Source organism: Streptomyces apricus (assembly GCF_008369065.1).
In the GTDB taxonomy this organism is placed as follows: domain Bacteria; phylum Actinomycetota; class Actinomycetes; order Streptomycetales; family Streptomycetaceae; genus Streptomyces; species Streptomyces apricus.
Genome location: NZ_VDFC01000075.1, coordinates 295183 through 309902 on the forward strand (window position 1 = coordinate 295183; position 14720 = coordinate 309902).

Sequence of the window (14720 nt, forward strand, 5' to 3'; positions counted from 1 at the left end):
CCCCCGTGACGGTCGTACGTTTCAACCTCGTCGAACCCGACGCCACCCCCGCCTCCCTCGGCGACCGCTACCGGGCCGCCCTGGAGATGGCCGCCTATGCCGACGACCGCGGCATGACCACCGTGCAGACCGAGGAGCACCACGGCGCGGCCAACAACTGGCTGCCCTCGCCCTTCGCCTTCGCGGCCGCCGTCTTCGGCGCCACCCGCAGGATCGCGGTGACGGTCTCGGCGGTCATCGGCCCGCTGCACGACCCGCTGCGCCTCGCCGAGGACATCGCCGTGCTCGACCTCCTCAGCGGCGGCCGGCTGGTCACGGTGGCCGGGATCGGCTACCGGCCCGAGGAGTACGCCCTTTTCGACGTGGACTGGAAGCGCCGCGGCCGGCTTCAGGACGAGCTCCTGGAGACCCTGCTGCAGGCGTGGACCGGCGAGGAGTTCACCTACCGGGGCCGTACGGTACGGATCACTCCGCGCCCCTTCTCCGACCCGCACCCCCTGCTGCTGGTGGGCGGCTCCTCGAAGGCCGCGGCCCGCCGCGCGGCACGGCTGGGACTGCCGTTCTTCCCGAGCGCCCACCTGCCGGACCTGGAGGCGTACTACGAGGAGCGGCTCGCCGAGTACGGCACCAGTGGCTGGACCATGATGCCCGCGGCGGTCACCCCGCTGCTGCACCTGGCCGAGGACCCGGACCGCGCCTGGGCCGAGCACGGGAGCCGTTTCCTGCACGAGGCCAGGACGTACGCCTCCTGGCAGTCCTCCGACATCCGCTCGGCGGTGAGGTCGGGGGCCACGACCGTGGCGGAGCTGCGCGCCGAGGGCGTCTACCGGATCGTGACGCCGGAGGAGTGCCTGGCGCTGGGCCTCGACAGCTACGTACTGCATCCGCTGTCGGGCGGGATGCCCCTCGACGAGGGCTGGCGCAGCATGCACCTGTTCTGCGAGAACGTGCTGCCCCGGCTCAAGGACCGTTAGGCCTTCGAACCGGGGCGGCACGTCTTACGGATACGAGGAGGCGGGCGGCGGGGACTTGGCCCGCCTCCTCGGGTCATGGTCGACCCGGAGCGACGGGCCTAGCCCATCTCCTCCAGGGTCTTGCCCTTGGTCTCCTTGACGAACTTCAGCACGAACGGGATGGAGAGCGCGGCGAAGACCGTGTAGATGACGTAGGTGGCGGAGAGGTTCCAGTCGGCCAGCGAGGGGAAGCTCGCGGTGATGGCCCAGTTGGCGATCCACTGCGCGGCGGCGGCCACGCCCAGTGCGGCGGCGCGGATGCGGTTGGGGAACATCTCCCCCAGGAAGACCCACACGACCACGCCCCAGGACAGGGCGAAGAAGAGGACGAAGACGTGGGCGGCGATCAGCGCGATCCAGCCCTGGGTGGCGGGCAGTTTGCCGTCGACGAGGTCGAAGGAGAAGGCCCAGGCCTCCAGCGCGAGTCCGACGACCATGCCGACGGAGCCGATGAGGGCCAGCGGGCGGCGGCCGATGCGGTCCACGAAGATCATGGCGATCACGGTGCCGATGATGTTGATGATCGACGTGGTGAAGGAGTACAGGAACGAGTCCGTCGGGTCGACGCCCACCGACTGCCACAGGGTGGAGGAGTAGTAGAAGGCGACGTTGATGCCGACGAACTGCTGGAAGACCGACAGGCCGATGCCGATCCACACGATCGGCTTGAAGAAGAAGGTGCCGCCCAGCAGGTCCTTGAAGACCGACTTGTGCTCGCGCTGCATCGCCGTCTCGATCTCGGTCACGCGCGCGTCCAGGTCGATCGTGTCGCCCTCGACCTCGCGCAGCACCTCACGGGCCCGGTCGCGGCGGCCGACGGAGATCAGGAAGCGCGGTGACTCGGGGATCGCGAAGGACAGCAGCCCGTAGATGACGGCCGGGATGACCATCACGCCGAGCATGACCTGCCAGGCCTCCAGGCCCATGACCTTGCCGCGCTGGTCGCCGTCGGCGGCGTTGAGGATGCCCCAGTTGACCAGCTGGGAGATGGCGATGCCGGTGACGATGGCCGCCTGCTGGAAGGAGCCGAGCCGTCCGCGGTAGGCGGCCGGGGCCACCTCGGCGATGTAGGCGGGGCCGATGACGGAGGCCATGCCGATGGCGAACCCGCCCACGATCCGCCAGAACGCCAGGTCCCACAGCGCGAACGGCAGGGCCGAGCCCACCGCGCTGACGGTGAACAGCACCGCCGAGATCTGCATGCAGCGGATACGGCCGATGCGGTCGGCGATCCGCCCCGCGGTGGCCGCACCGATCGCACAGCCGATCAACGCGATCGCGATCACCTGGGCCAGAGCCGCGGAACCGATGTCGTAGCGGTCCCGGATCGCCTCGACCGCTCCGTTGATCACGGCACTGTCGTAACCGAAGAGGAAACCGCCCATCGCGGCCGCCGCCGCGATGAAGATGACATGCCCGAGATGCTCGGGATGAGCCGCCTGGGCTCCGGACGAAGGTGGCTGCGCTGTGCTGGTCACGTGTAACTCCTCGGGCCACCGGCCTCACTGCCGGGGGTGGGGGCGAGCCCTTCCGGACGGTGTCTCCAGTGGCGCACACGTTTACGCCACCCACCACCTGAAGGTAAAAGCAACGAAGCAGAGACTATTCCTTCAAGTTTCGAAGTCAAGCGCGGGTCCCATGTCAAGGATCACGGCCGTGAACCGGGCAAGGTGACAGACTTGTGTTCAACTGTTGAAGAGATAGCGGCTGCGTAGTTACGCATACCCCGTAAGTGGCCCGTGGAACGCCGCGGTCCGCGGCCGGCGCCCACGGACGATCGGGCCCGGTCCGTACGGGCGGTACCGCCGTTCGGGCGAAGGGTCAGCGCAGCCGCTGGCTGATGACCTTGGAGACTCCGTCGCCCTGCATGGAGACGCCGTACAGCGCGTCGGCGACCTCCATCGTGCGCTTCTGGTGCGTGATCACGATCAGCTGCGACGCCTCCTGCAGCTCCTCCATGATCCGGATCAGCCGCTGCAGGTTGGTGTCGTCGAGTGCCGCCTCGACCTCGTCCATCACGTAGAACGGACTGGGCCGCGCCTTGAAGATCGACACCAGCATCGCCACGGCGGTCAGCGACCGCTCACCGCCGGAGAGCAGCGAGAGCCGCTTGACCTTCTTCCCCGGGGGCCGGGCCTCGACGTCGACGCCCGTGGTGAGCATGTTGTCGGGATCGGTCAGGATCAGCCGGCCCTCGCCGCCCGGGAACAGGCGCCCGAAGACCCCCTCGAACTCCCGCGCCGTGTCCCGGAACGCCTCCGTGAAGACCTGTTCGACCCGCTCGTCGACCTCCTTCACCACCTGAAGGAGGTCGGTCCGGGTCTTCTTGAGGTCCTCCAGCTGCTCGCTGAGGAACTTGTGGCGTTCCTCCAGCGCGGCGAACTCCTCCAGCGCGAGCGGATTGACCTTGCCGAGCTGCTGGTAGGCGCGCTCGGCCGCCTTGAGCCGCTTCTCCTGCTCGGCCCGGTGGAAGGGGCGCGGCAGGTTGCGCGGGTGCTCCGGGTCCTCCGGCAGCTCCTCGCCCTCGGCGGGCAGGGACGGCGGGACGAGCTGGTCGGGCCCGAACTCCGCGATCAGCCCCTCCGGTTCGACGCCCAGCTCCTCCAGCGCCTTCGTCTCCAGCTGCTCGATGCGCAGCCGCTTCTCGGCCCCGAGCACCTCACCGCGGTGCACCGAGTCCGTCAGCTTGTCGAGCTCGGCCTTGAGGTCGCGGCCCTGGTTGCGGGCGGCGGCGAGGTCCTGCTCGCGCCGCGCCCTGGCGCTCTCCGCGGCCGTCCGCTCCCCGTCCGCCCGGCCCAGCGAGACCTCGACGTGGGCCAGCAGCTGCCGGGCGCCGGAGGCGACGGCCGCGGCGACCGCGGCCTCGTGCCGCAGCCGCGCCCGGCGCCGCTCGGCGCGGGCGCGGGCGTCGCGTTCGGCGCGGGCCGCCCGGTCGAGGGAGTCGGCCCGCCCGGCGAGGCCCTTGACCCGCTCCTCGTGCGTACGTACCTGGAGCCGGGCCTCCATCTCGGTCTGCCGCGCGTTGGCCCCGTCGGCCGCGAGCCGGTCCCGTACGGAGGTGTCGGGTTCCTCCTCGACCGGCATCTCCTCGGCGACGACGAGCCGTTCGGCCAGCTCCTCCGCCTCCTCCAGGGCGCGGTCGAGGGCTTCCTGCGCACGGGCGGCGGCCGCGGCACTGCGCTCGGCCTCCCCCGCGGCGCCGCGCGCCTGCCCGGCCAGCCGGCCGAGCTGCTGGGCGACCTGGGACCGCTCCCGCTCACCGGCCCGCCACCGCTCGCCGAGCTCCTCGACGAGGGCGGCCCGCTCCTTGCGCAGCTCGGTGGCGCGCCGCTGGGCCGCGCCCAGCTCCTCGCACCGCACGCCCAGCTCCGCCAGCTCCGCGGCCGCCTCGTCGACCGAGGCCTGCACCTCCAGCAGGCTGGGCGCCCCGGCGGAACCGCCCTGCGCGAAGTGCGCCCCGAGCAGGTCGCCCTCCGCGGTCACGGCGGTCAGCTCCGGCCGCGCGCGGACGAGGTCCTCGGCGTCCTCCAGCGTCCCGACCACGACGACGTCGCGCAGCAGCCGCCGTACGGCGGGCATGAGCTCGGCCGGTGCCCGCACGAGGTCGGCGGCGGACGGCGGCCCGTCGTGGGACGACCGCGGACGTACGGCACCGGTGGCATCGGTGGGGATGGCGGCGTCGGCGGCCGGCTCGGGGGCGCCCGCCAGCAGCAGGGCCGCCCGTCCCGCGTCCTGTTTGCGCAGCAGGCGGATGGCGTCCGCCGCGGAGGCGGGCGTGGTCACCGCGATCGCGTCCGCCGCGGCACCGAAGGCGGCGGCCAGCGCGACCTCGTGGCCCGGGACGACCGAGAGCAGTTCGGCCGCGGGGCCGAGCAGGCCCGACAGCCGGTCCTTCGCCGCGAGCAGCGCCCCGCTGCCGTCCTTGCGGCGCAGGCCGAGGGCCAGGGCCTCGTGACGGGCCTGGGTCGCGGCGCGCCTGCGCTCGGCGGAGGTGGCCGCCTCCCGGGCCGCGGTCAGCGCGGACTCGGCGTCGGCGAGGTCGCTCCTGGCCGCCTCGTGCCGGGCGGCGAGTTCCTCGTCGCCGGCGTCCAGGCCGTCGACCTCCGCCTTGAGCTGCTCGTACTCCTCCTGGGCGGCGACCGCGCGCTCCTGCGCCCCGTCGCGGGCGGCGGCCAGCCGGTCGATCTCGGACTGCGCGGAGGCGGCCCGCGAACGGGCCGCGCCGACCTGGCCGTTCAGCCGGGCCAGGCCCTCACGGCGATCGGCGATGGCGCGCGCCACGTCCTTCAGGCGCCGTTCCTCCGCGGCCAGTTCGCGCTCCAGGTCGGCCCGGTGCGCGACCGTGTCCTCCAGAGCGTGCTCGGCGGCCTCCAGGGCGGCTTCGAGCTCGGCCTCCTGCTCGCGCACCCGCGCCGCCTCGCGCTCCATGTCCTCGGGGTCGCGTCCGCGCCGCTCCTCCGGCGGCTGGGCGGTGGCGCTCTTCACCCGGGCGTCCGCCAGGGAGACCGTGCCGCGCACCCGCTCGGCCAGCTGCGAGAGCTCGTACCAGGTCTGCTGGGCCCGCTGCAGGCGCGGGGCGAGCCGGCGGACCTCGTCCTCAAGCACCGCCTCCTGCCGCAGGGCCTTTCCCAGTTCGGCCTCGGCGGCGTCCTTGCGCTCCTTGAGCGCGGCCTCGTCGGCCACCTCGGCCCGCAGCGCCCCCCGCAGCCGTACGAGGTCGTCGGCGAGCAGCCGCAGGCGGGCGTCGCGCAGGTCGGCCTGGATGACGGCGGCGCGGCGCGCGACGGCGGCCTGCCGTCCCAGCGGCTTCAGCTGCCGCCGCAGCTCGTCCGTGAGGTCCTGCACGCGCGCGAGGTTGACCTGCATCGCGTCCAGCTTCCGCAGCGCCTTCTCCTTGCGCTTGCGGTGCTTGAGGACGCCCGCGGCCTCCTCGATGAAGGCGCGGCGGCCCATGGGATCGGCGTGCAGGACGGAGTCGAGCTGGCCCTGCCCGACGATGACGTGCATCTCGCGGCCGATGCCGGAGTCGGACAGCAGCTCCTGGATGTCCAGCAGCCGGCAGGTGTCGCCGTTGATCTGGTACTCGCTGCCGCCGTTGCGGAACATGATCCGCGTGATGGTGACCTCGGCGTACTCGATGGGCAGCGCGCCGTCGGAGTTGTCGATCGTCAGCGAGACCTCGGCGCGGCCCAGCGGGGGCCGCCCGGTGGTGCCGGCGAAGATGACGTCCTCCATCTTGCCGCCGCGCAGCGACTTGGCGCCCTGCTCCCCCATGACCCAGCTGAGGGCGTCCACGACGTTGGACTTGCCCGAGCCGTTCGGGCCGACGACGCAGGTGATGCCCGGTTCGAACCGCAGCGTGGTGGCCGAGGCGAACGACTTGAACCCGCGCAGGGTCAGGGCCTTGAGGTGCACACAGCCGGACTTTACCTGCCGGGTCGGACACTCTCCATGAACGCCGGGGCGGTCTCACTCCACGAACGCGCGGTTTCGCCCTTGAACGCGCAGGGCACATCAGACGTCAAGGAGAGTGAACGGCGAACGATCCGAACGATCCGAACAGGCCGAATGATCTGACGGACGGTGCGCGGGGAGCGGCCGGCGGAGGACAGGGGCGGGGCAAGAAAGAAGGGACGCCGAAGCGTCCCTTGCAACTCTGTGAGTGGCTGACACCGGCCGCCTGTTCACCGATGACGGGTTCACCGATGACGGTGAGGGTGCGCCGGTGGTGACCGATCTGTTCAATGATCAGTTGCGTTCGATGATCAAATGTGCTCGATGATCAGGTGAGCGCAGGCTCCGCCTGGGGTACGTCGATGCTTTCGAGAAGCGAGTCCTGAGAAGCGGCAGCCGCGAGCGCGTCGTTCTCGGCCTGGATTCGTCCGAGCTCTGATTCCAGGTCCTGGACGCGCTGCTGGAGCCGTCGCATCTCGGCAATGAGTCGCGGGTCGGAACCGCCGACGTAACCGAGAAGCGCCTTTGCCATGATGGATGGTCCTCCACACTGAGTGACCGACCGAAGCGGTGTGGGTCGTGAGGGAATCGCACCCGCGATGTTTGGCAATCCTGAGTTTTACTACCGCTCTCACATGCCAAACAGCTAAGGTGCGCGGGGCTTTCAGCGTCTCACCAAAAAGTTTGACGGTCAACACGATCACGCCCCGTATTGGACGGCGACCCTGGGCGCACGGCGCCGGACGGGCGGCGCGGCTTCTCTGCAGGGGCCCCGGGGGCGTGGAGATCATCCTTGTCGGCGGAGCCTGCCACGGCAAGGGGTTTCTTGGCAACCACCTGGTGGTTCTTCCCCGGAGCGGGGCCCCGGCGCACGCCCCGCGCTCCCCCGCGGGGCGCCGGAACCGACGCGGCGCGGTGGATCTCACCGGATGGCGAAGCCGTCGTAGCCGCCCCGGGGCGTGTCCCAGATCTCAGTGACTCCGTCGACCCTGCCCGGCGTGTCGTCCCCCACGAGCCACTCCAGCAACCCCTGGCACCCCTCTTCGGGGCCCTCGGCGACCACCTGGACGCGTCCGTCCTCCAAATTGAGAGCAAAACCACTCAGGCCGCCGATCTCCAGGGCCTTGGCCCGCGTGTACCAGCGGAAACCCACACCTTGGACGCGCCCGCGTACCCAGGCGACCAGCCTTCTATGCTCGCTCATGGCTGCACGCTAACGGGCCAATTGCTCTCCGAGCACTTCCTCCCCTTGCGCCATGGGGTACCGTCCGGACCCAATGAGCCTCACTCGTTCGGGTGAGGAACGTTGACCGCAAGGATGAGGAAGGCCAAAAGATGGGACGCCACCGACGCTCCGCCGCCGGCCGCGCCGCCACAGGCCGCGCCACCGGGGGTACGCAGACCTACGCGACGTACACGGGAGGCCACCCGACGGATGGCCCCGACGGGTACGCGGACCTGGGCGACCAGGCCCTCGCGGGTGACCACGGCATCGCCGAGGGCTKCCCGACCGCCGGTGACTACCTGACCGGCGGGCCCTACTCGACCGCGGGCCTGTACGACTCCCCGGGCGGTATCCACGAGACCGGCGACCTCTATTCGAAGAGCGACGCCTACCTCTTCGAGGCGGACGGGACCACCGCCCACCCGTCGGGCGACTACACGCCCGACCGCGGCCCCCGCGGCCAGCGCCGCCGCAAGAAGGCCGTCACGCCCGTACGCACCGGTCTGCTCGGCGTCTCCGCCGCCGTGGCGATGGGTGCCGTCGCCGTCGCCTCCGGGCTGATACCCGGCAGCGACAGCCTATCGATCGGCGGTGGGGGCGCGGACAACGTGCGCGCCCAGGACACCCCGAGCGACGTGGAGACCCAGGGCGGCACGAACGGCTCCGCGGACGACCGCGTGGACCCGGGCACCAGCCGGGACCTGGAACGCTCGCCGTCGCCCTCCACCTCGCCGACGAAGGCCCCGGAGAAGAAGGCAGAGAAGAAGAAGCCCGCGGCGACGCCGTCGGCGGAGGCCGAGTCCGAGGCTCCGGCCGAGGAGTCGAGGACCGAGAAGCCGCCGGCCGCGAAGGCACCGGCCACGAAGGCGCCCGAGACCACGCCGTCGGAGGCCACGAAGGCACCGGCCACGGCCGAGGCCGCGGTGCTCACGCTCGTCAACGAGGAGCGCGCCAAGGCGGGCTGCAGCCCGGTGACCGCGTCCAGCTCGCTGGCGGCGCTGGCGGAGTCCTTCAGCAAGGACATGGCCGCCCGGGACTTCTTCGATCACACGGACCCGGACGGGGCCACTCCCTGGGACCGGGCGGAGGCGGCCGGGGTGTCGGGCCTCGGCGGGGAGAACATCGCCCGCGGCCAGGCCGACGCCGCCGCGGTGATGGAGGCCTGGATGAACAGCCCCGGCCACCGCGCGAACATACTGAACTGCGACTTCAAGACCCTGGGCGTCGGCGCGCACTTCGCGTKGGGCGGTCCCTGGTGGACGCAGGACTTCGGCTACTAGTCACGCCCTACGCGCCGTACGGCTGTGCCCCGGACCGGGTTCCCGGTCCGGGGCACAGCCGTGTTCGGGGCCGGGGGCGGGGGCCCTAACCGGTGGTTAGCGCAAACCTGGGGCGGGCGCTGTGCAGGAGTACGCTCGGCGCATGGACACAACGGATCGGTTCGGCCTCGCGTACGACGTGTTCTCCCGGAACTGTCCCTCCCGGGGCACCCTGGAGCACGTCACGGGCCGCTGGGGCGCGCTCACGCTGGGAGCGCTGTCCGAGAGCTCGCTGCGCTTCAACGAACTGCGCCGGCGCGTGGACGGCGTGAGCGAGAAGATGCTCTCCCAGACCCTGCACGCGCTGGAGCGCGACGGGCTGGTGCACCGGGAGGCGCAGCCGACGAATCCGCCGCGGGTGGACTACGAGCTGACGCCGCTGGGCCGTGAGGTGACCGGGCGGCTGCTGGACCTCATCCACTTCGTGCAGGGGCGCATGGACGACGTCCTGGCGGCGCGCGAGCGCTACGACACCGCGCGCGGCGGACGCTGACAGCGCGGGCAGAAGTAGCTGGAGCGGTTCATCCAGGGCCGGCGCCGCATCGGCGTACCGCAGCGCCGGCACGGCTCGCCCTCCCGGCCGTACGCGTCGAGCGAGCGGTCGAAGTAGCCCGACTCGCCGTTCACGTTGACGTAGAGGCTGTCGAAGCTGGTGCCGCCGACGGCGAGCGCCGCGTTCATCACGTCCCGTACGTGGCCCAGGAGTTCGGCCGTGCGCGGGCGGGTGAACCCGCTCGTGGGGCGCTCGTAGTGCAGCCGCGTGCGCCAGAGGGCCTCGTCCGCGTAGATGTTGCCGACGCCGCTGATCAGCGACTGGTCCAGCAGGGCGCGCTTGATCGTCGTACGGCGCCGGCGCAGCGCGTCGTGGAAGGCGTCGTCGTCGAACAGGGGGTCCAGCGGGTCGCGGGCGATGTGCGCGATGACGTCGGGCAGCCCGTCGGCGGACGTCTCGTGCAGCGAGAGCCCGCCGAAGGTGCGCTGGTCGACGAAGCGCAGCTCCGTGCCGAGGGCGTCGTCGAACCGGACGCGGATGCGCAGGTGCTTCTCGTCGGCCGCGTCCTGGGGCTGGACGAGGAGCTGTCCGCTCATGCCCAGGTGCGCGAGGACGGCGCTCGGGGTGTCCGCGAGCGGGAGCCAGAGGTACTTGCCGCGGCGCTGGGCCAGGCCCACCCGGTGGCCCTTGAGCCGGCCCCCGAAGTCCTCGCCGCCCGCGATGTGACGGCGTACGGCGCGTGGGTGCAGGACCTGGACGTCCGCGACGATCCGGCCGCTGACCCAGCGTTCGAGGCCGCGGCGGACGACCTCGACCTCGGGCAGTTCTGGCACGGTGTCTCCTCCGGAGGGGTGGGGGTCTGCGGGGCGGTGGGGGCTGATCGCGCAGTTCCCCGCGCCCCTACACGAACGGCTTCGCCCGCCCCCTGTCTGTGACAGGGGGCGGGCGAAAAGTGGTCCGTCAGGCCGATGCCGGGTCGGATGCCGTCGGGGAGGGGACGTCGGGCGTCTTCTCCTCGACCGCTTCCGTCTCCGCCGGAGGCTCCGCCTCGGCGGTCGCGGCCGCCTCGGCCCGCTCGTCCGCGGCGGAGCGGATCGCCCGCCAGGCGGACTCCGCGGCCTGCTGCTCCGCTTCCTTCTTGCTGCGGCCGGTGCCGGTGCCGTACGAGACGCCTCCGACGCGGGCAGCAGCGGTGAAGGTCTTCTCGTGGTCCGGGCCGGTCTCGGTGACCAGGTACTCGGGTACGCCGAGCCCCTCGGTCGCCGTGAGTTCCTGGAGACTGGTCTTCCAGTCCAGGCCCGCGCCCAGGTTCGAGGACTTCTCGATCAGCGGGTCGAAGAGCCGGTGGACGAGTTCGCCCGCCGCGTCCAGACCCTGGTCGAGATAGACGGCGCCGATCACCGCTTCGAGGGTGTCGGCGAGGATGGAGGCCTTGTCCCGGCCGCCCGTGCCCTCTTCACCCCGGCCGAGCCGGATGAAGGAGCCGAGGTCGAGCCCCCGGCTCACCTCCGCAAGCGCACGCGAGTTGACCACCGCGGCCCGCAACTTGGCCAGCTGGCCTTCGGGCAGGTCGGGGTGGGTCGTGTACAGCGTGTCCGTGACCACGAGGCCCAGTACGGAGTCCCCGAGGAACTCCAGGCGCTCGTTGGTCGGCAGACCGCCGTTCTCGTACGCGTACGAACGATGGGTCAGTGCACGCACCAGAAGGGCGGACTCAAGCTTGTACCCGAGCCGCCCTTCCAGAAGGGTGTGGGACGAGGCTGTGTTCTCCGCCTTCTTCTTGGCTCCGACATCCTTGGCGCTGACTTCCGCCGTGGCGTCGTCCGCCTGCTTGGGGCTAGACACAGTGCCTCTCACCAGCCGCTCAGACCTCGAGGACCTGGCGCTTGTTGTAGGTGCCGCAAGCGGGGCACGCGATGTGCTGCAGCTTGGGCTCGTGGCAGCGCTCGCACGCAACCAGGGTGGGGACCGCAGCCTTCCACTGCGACCGGCGGTGGCGCGTGTTGCTGCGCGACATCTTCCGCTTCGGAACAGCCACGGCTACTTCTCCTGCTTCTCGTCGACGGGCGCTGATGGAAGCGCGCCGCCGGCCAACTCGTCCTTCTCGCCATCTTCGAGTGAACCGGCGAGTCCCTGCAGTGCCGCCCAACGGATGTCGACGGCGTCATGGTGGTGGTCCGGGTCGTCCGCGAGCCGGGCTCCGCACTGGGAGCACAGGCCGGGGCAGTCGTCCTGGCACACCGGCTGCATCGGAAGTGCGAGCACCACCGCATCACGCAGCACGGGTTCGAGGTCGAACAAGCCGTCCTCGATGAAGAGCGTGTCCTCGTCGTCCTCGGCGTCGTCGGCCGGCTCCGCTTTCACACGGCCCCGGTCGTCGGCGTCAGGGTACGAGAACAACTCCTGGAAATCCGTTTCGAGCTGCTGCTCGACCGGCTCCAGACACCTTACGCACTCCCCCTCGGCCAGTGCACGGGCGGTGCCTGTGACAAGCACCCCTTCCATGACCGACTCAAGACGGAGGTCGAGCTTCACCGGCGCGCCTTCCGGCACCCCGATGACTCCCTGGATACCGAAATCCGCGGGAGCTTCGATCTCGCGGGACAGACGCTGCAGCGCACCGGGACGCCGCCCCAGCTCGTGCGTGTCGAACACGAGAGGGTTGCGGTGGTCAAGGCGGGCGTTCAGGGCCATTCCTGCTTTCGATCTTGTAACGAGGAGCACTGCCCTCGGCGTTCACCGGGCAGCGTGGATCGCGGACGTGCACACGACCGAAGAGCCAGGATACTGGACCTTTCGCTCTCGGCCCAATCCGGCGCCGGCGCCCCTGCCGGCACCCCCGTCGGCGCCGCCGTCAGCGTCCCTGTTCGTACGCCCTCAGCTGCTCCGGGGTGATCATGGAGGTGTCGAAGAGGCTGGTCTCGTCGAGCGCGTTCTCGTGCGGCTGCGGCGACCGGGACTGCTGCGGCTGCCCGCCGGACGGGTCGTACCCCTGCTGCCCGCCCTGGTCGTACCCGGTCTGCTGGTCGTAGCCCTGCTGCGGGTAGGCGGCGTACGGGTCGGCGTTCTGCTGGTAGCCGTACCCGTCCTGCTGTCCGTACTGCTGCTGGTAGCCGTAGGGGTCGGTGCCCTGCTGCTGGTAGGCGTAGGCGTCCTGCTGCCCGTACTGCTGCTGGTGGGGCAGCTCCACCTGGGGCTGGGGCCGGTCGGGGCGGGCCGGGGCGGACTGCCCGGGGACCTCCGCCAGGCCGTCCAGGTACTCGGCGTCGGTGGTGTGCTGCCCCGGCGTCCCGTCCTCCCCGAAGGTGGCCAGGTCGCCCAGGTCGTCGCTGGCGATGCGGCCGTGCAGCTTCTGGCGCCCGCGGCCGACGGCGTCCAGGGTCTTGGCGAGGACGGCCTCGAAGGCGCCGAGCTTGACGTCGACGTATTCGTCGGCGTTGCGGCGCAGGGTCTCCGGGTCGTGGCTGCGCTCGGGGGCGTCCTCGTCCTCGTACCCCTGCTCGTCGGTGCCGGGCCCGGTGCCGAGGAGCTTCTCGCGGCCCCGGCCCACCGAACCGAGGGTCTTGGTGAGGACGACCTCGAAGTTGGCGAGCTTGGAGTCGACGTACTCGTCGGCCTCGGCGCGGACCTCCTCGGCCTCCCTGCGGGCCTCGGCCAGGATCCGGTCGGCCTCGTTCTGCGAGCGGCGGGCGACCTCGGTGTCGGAGATCAGCGAGCCGCGCTCGGCGTGCGCGGACTGCACGATCCGCTCGGCCTCCAGGCGGGCCTGCTCGACCATCTGCTCGCGGTCGCCGATCAGCTCCTGGGCCTGGGCGAGCGAGCCGGGCAGCGCCTGGCGCACCTCTTCGAGCATCGAGAGGAGCTCGGCGCGGTTGACCACGCACGAGGCCGACATGGGCATGGAACGGGCGCTGCCGACCGCCGAGACGATCTCATCGAGCTTCTTCTGCACGTCCACCGTGTGCTCGCCACTCTCTACAGCTGTGTTGGAGACGGACGGGTCGACTGTACGACCACTCCCGCCCCGCCCGACACCGGATGGCGGACTCCCGCGCCCCGGGCGGCGCCTCAGTCCTTCCGGAGCCGGTCGGTGAGCGCTTCGAGGACCACCGGCGGGACCAGGMGGGAGACGTCCCCGCCCCAGGTCGCGACCTCCTTGACCAGTGAGGAGGAGAGGAAGCTGTAGGTGGGGTTGGTCGGCACGAAGAGGGTCTCGACGCCGGAGAGGCCGTTGTTCATCTGCGCCATCTGCAGCTCGTAGTCGAAGTCGCTGACCGCGCGCAGGCCCTTGACGATGGCCGGGATGTCGCGCTCCTTGCAGAAGTCCACGAGGAGGCCGTGGAAGGACTCCACCTCGACGTTCCCGAACTCGGCGGTGACCTGGTGGATCAGGTCGATCCGCTCCTCGATCGCGAAGAGGCCCTTCTTGGACTGGTTGATCATCACCGCGACGTGGACCACGTCGTACAGCCTGGACGCTCTGGCGATGATGTCTAGATGTCCGTTGGTGATCGGGTCGAACGACCCGGGACAGACGGCGCGGCGCACTTCAGATCCCTCGCTCTCCAGTCCGGTCATCGTGCGTCTTCGCACGTAGAGGCGGCGCGACCGTACCAAAACGTTCCCTCGCCGTAACGGCGGGAGCGCAGTGCTTCAAAACCGTCCGGCCATCCGAATTCGCCGCCCCTGGTACTGCGTTCAACGGTGACGAGCGCTTCGCCCGCGAGCCAGCCCCCGGAGCGGAGTGTGAGCAGTGTCTCGCGAAGATCGTCGTCCGTGACGGCGTAGGGCGGGTCGAGGAACACGAGGTCGTACGGGGCCTCGGGGGCACCGGCGCGGATGATCTGTTCCGCTTTGCCGGACCTGACCTCGGCGCCGGGCAGGCCCAGGGTCCGCACGTTCTCCCGGATCGTGCGGGCGGCGCGGGGGTCCGCCTCCACGAGGAGGGTGTGGCCCGCGCCGCGGCTGAGCGCCTCCAGGCCGACGGCGCCCGAGCCGGCGTACAGGTCGAGGACGCGGTCGCCGTCCAGGGGGCCGCCGAGCAGGGACTGCCAGGTGGAGAAGAGGCCTTCGCGGGCGCGGTCGGAGGTGGGCCGTGTGCCGGTGCCCGGGGGGACGGCGAGGCGTCTGCCGCCGGCGGTACCGGCGATCACGCGGGTCATCGCAAGTCCTTGCTGGTGAGGGTGGTCACCGGGTCAGTCTGGCAGGTGGGGGGT

Annotated in this window: 13 protein-coding genes and 1 pseudogene; 3 read left to right on the forward strand and 11 right to left on the reverse strand. The window is 71.1% G+C overall.

Annotated elements, in window-relative coordinates:
* Window positions 1-974: LLM class flavin-dependent oxidoreductase (locus tag FGF04_RS34930; RefSeq protein ID WP_149515463.1), on the forward strand; the 974-nt coding region annotated here is incomplete at its 5' end.
* A gap of 98 nt (window positions 975-1072) precedes the next feature.
* On the opposite strand, the gene FGF04_RS34935 is transcribed toward FGF04_RS34930, so the two are convergent.
* From FGF04_RS34935 to FGF04_RS34950, 4 genes are all read right to left on the reverse strand, one after another.
* Window positions 1073-2491, reverse strand: a complete 1419-nt coding sequence (locus FGF04_RS34935) for a sugar porter family MFS transporter (protein ID WP_149515395.1) — start codon at window positions 2489-2491, stop codon at window positions 1073-1075.
* A gap of 343 nt (window positions 2492-2834) precedes the next feature.
* Window positions 2835-6428, reverse strand: a complete 3594-nt coding sequence (gene smc, locus FGF04_RS34940; protein ID WP_149515396.1) for a chromosome segregation protein SMC — start codon at window positions 6426-6428, stop codon at window positions 2835-2837.
* Between the two features lie 367 nt (window positions 6429-6795).
* Window positions 6796-6999, reverse strand: coding sequence for a hypothetical protein (locus tag FGF04_RS34945; RefSeq protein WP_149515397.1), 204 nt, complete (start codon window positions 6997-6999; stop codon window positions 6796-6798).
* 390 nt (window positions 7000-7389) lie between these two features.
* On the reverse strand, window positions 7390-7671 hold the full coding sequence (locus FGF04_RS34950) for an acylphosphatase (RefSeq protein WP_149515398.1): 282 nt from the start codon (window positions 7669-7671) through the stop codon (window positions 7390-7392).
* A 131-nt stretch (window positions 7672-7802) separates the two neighbouring features.
* Here FGF04_RS34950 and FGF04_RS34955 point away from each other — a divergent pair, with 131 nt between their 5' ends.
* Both FGF04_RS34955 and FGF04_RS34960 read left to right on the forward strand, forming a co-directional pair.
* Complete coding sequence (locus FGF04_RS34955) at window positions 7803-8972, forward strand: CAP domain-containing protein (protein ID WP_149515399.1); 1170 nt, start codon at window positions 7803-7805, stop codon at window positions 8970-8972.
* A 142-nt stretch (window positions 8973-9114) separates the two neighbouring features.
* Window positions 9115-9504, forward strand: a complete 390-nt coding sequence (locus tag FGF04_RS34960; RefSeq protein WP_149515400.1) for a winged helix-turn-helix transcriptional regulator — start codon at window positions 9115-9117, stop codon at window positions 9502-9504.
* Here FGF04_RS34960 and mutM read toward each other — a convergent pair.
* The 7 genes and pseudogenes from mutM to rsmD form a co-directional block, all read right to left on the reverse strand.
* Window positions 9477-10337 carry a bifunctional DNA-formamidopyrimidine glycosylase/DNA-(apurinic or apyrimidinic site) lyase gene (gene mutM, locus FGF04_RS34965; protein ID WP_149515401.1) on the reverse strand — a complete coding sequence of 287 codons (861 nt, stop codon included), beginning with the start codon at window positions 10335-10337 and terminating at the stop codon, window positions 9477-9479. The two genes, FGF04_RS34960 and mutM, sit on opposite strands and share 28 nt — an antisense overlap.
* Window positions 10338-10464: 127 nt before the next feature.
* A complete protein-coding gene (gene rnc / locus FGF04_RS34970) occupies window positions 10465-11361 on the reverse strand; it encodes a ribonuclease III (protein WP_235882644.1) in 897 nt (298 codons plus the stop codon).
* A 7-nt stretch (window positions 11362-11368) separates the two neighbouring features.
* Window positions 11369-11542, reverse strand: coding sequence for a 50S ribosomal protein L32 (rpmF, locus tag FGF04_RS34975; RefSeq protein ID WP_006139588.1), 174 nt, complete (start codon window positions 11540-11542; stop codon window positions 11369-11371).
* Window positions 11543-11544: 2 nt separating this feature from the next.
* The gene (locus tag FGF04_RS34980) at window positions 11545-12198 is read right to left on the reverse strand and encodes a YceD family protein (RefSeq protein WP_149515403.1); all 654 of its coding nucleotides are present in this window, start codon (window positions 12196-12198) and stop codon (window positions 11545-11547) included.
* Between the two features lie 160 nt (window positions 12199-12358).
* A complete protein-coding gene (locus FGF04_RS34985) occupies window positions 12359-13462 on the reverse strand; it encodes a cell division initiation protein (RefSeq protein ID WP_149515404.1) in 1104 nt (367 codons plus the stop codon).
* Window positions 13463-13572: 110 nt separating this feature from the next.
* Complete coding sequence (gene coaD / locus FGF04_RS34990) at window positions 13573-14052, reverse strand: pantetheine-phosphate adenylyltransferase (protein WP_188114359.1); 480 nt, start codon at window positions 14050-14052, stop codon at window positions 13573-13575.
* 26 nt (window positions 14053-14078) lie between these two features.
* A pseudogene (rsmD, locus tag FGF04_RS34995) lies at window positions 14079-14675 on the reverse strand (16S rRNA (guanine(966)-N(2))-methyltransferase RsmD); the annotation flags it as partial.
* Window positions 14676-14720: the final 45 nt, after the last annotated feature.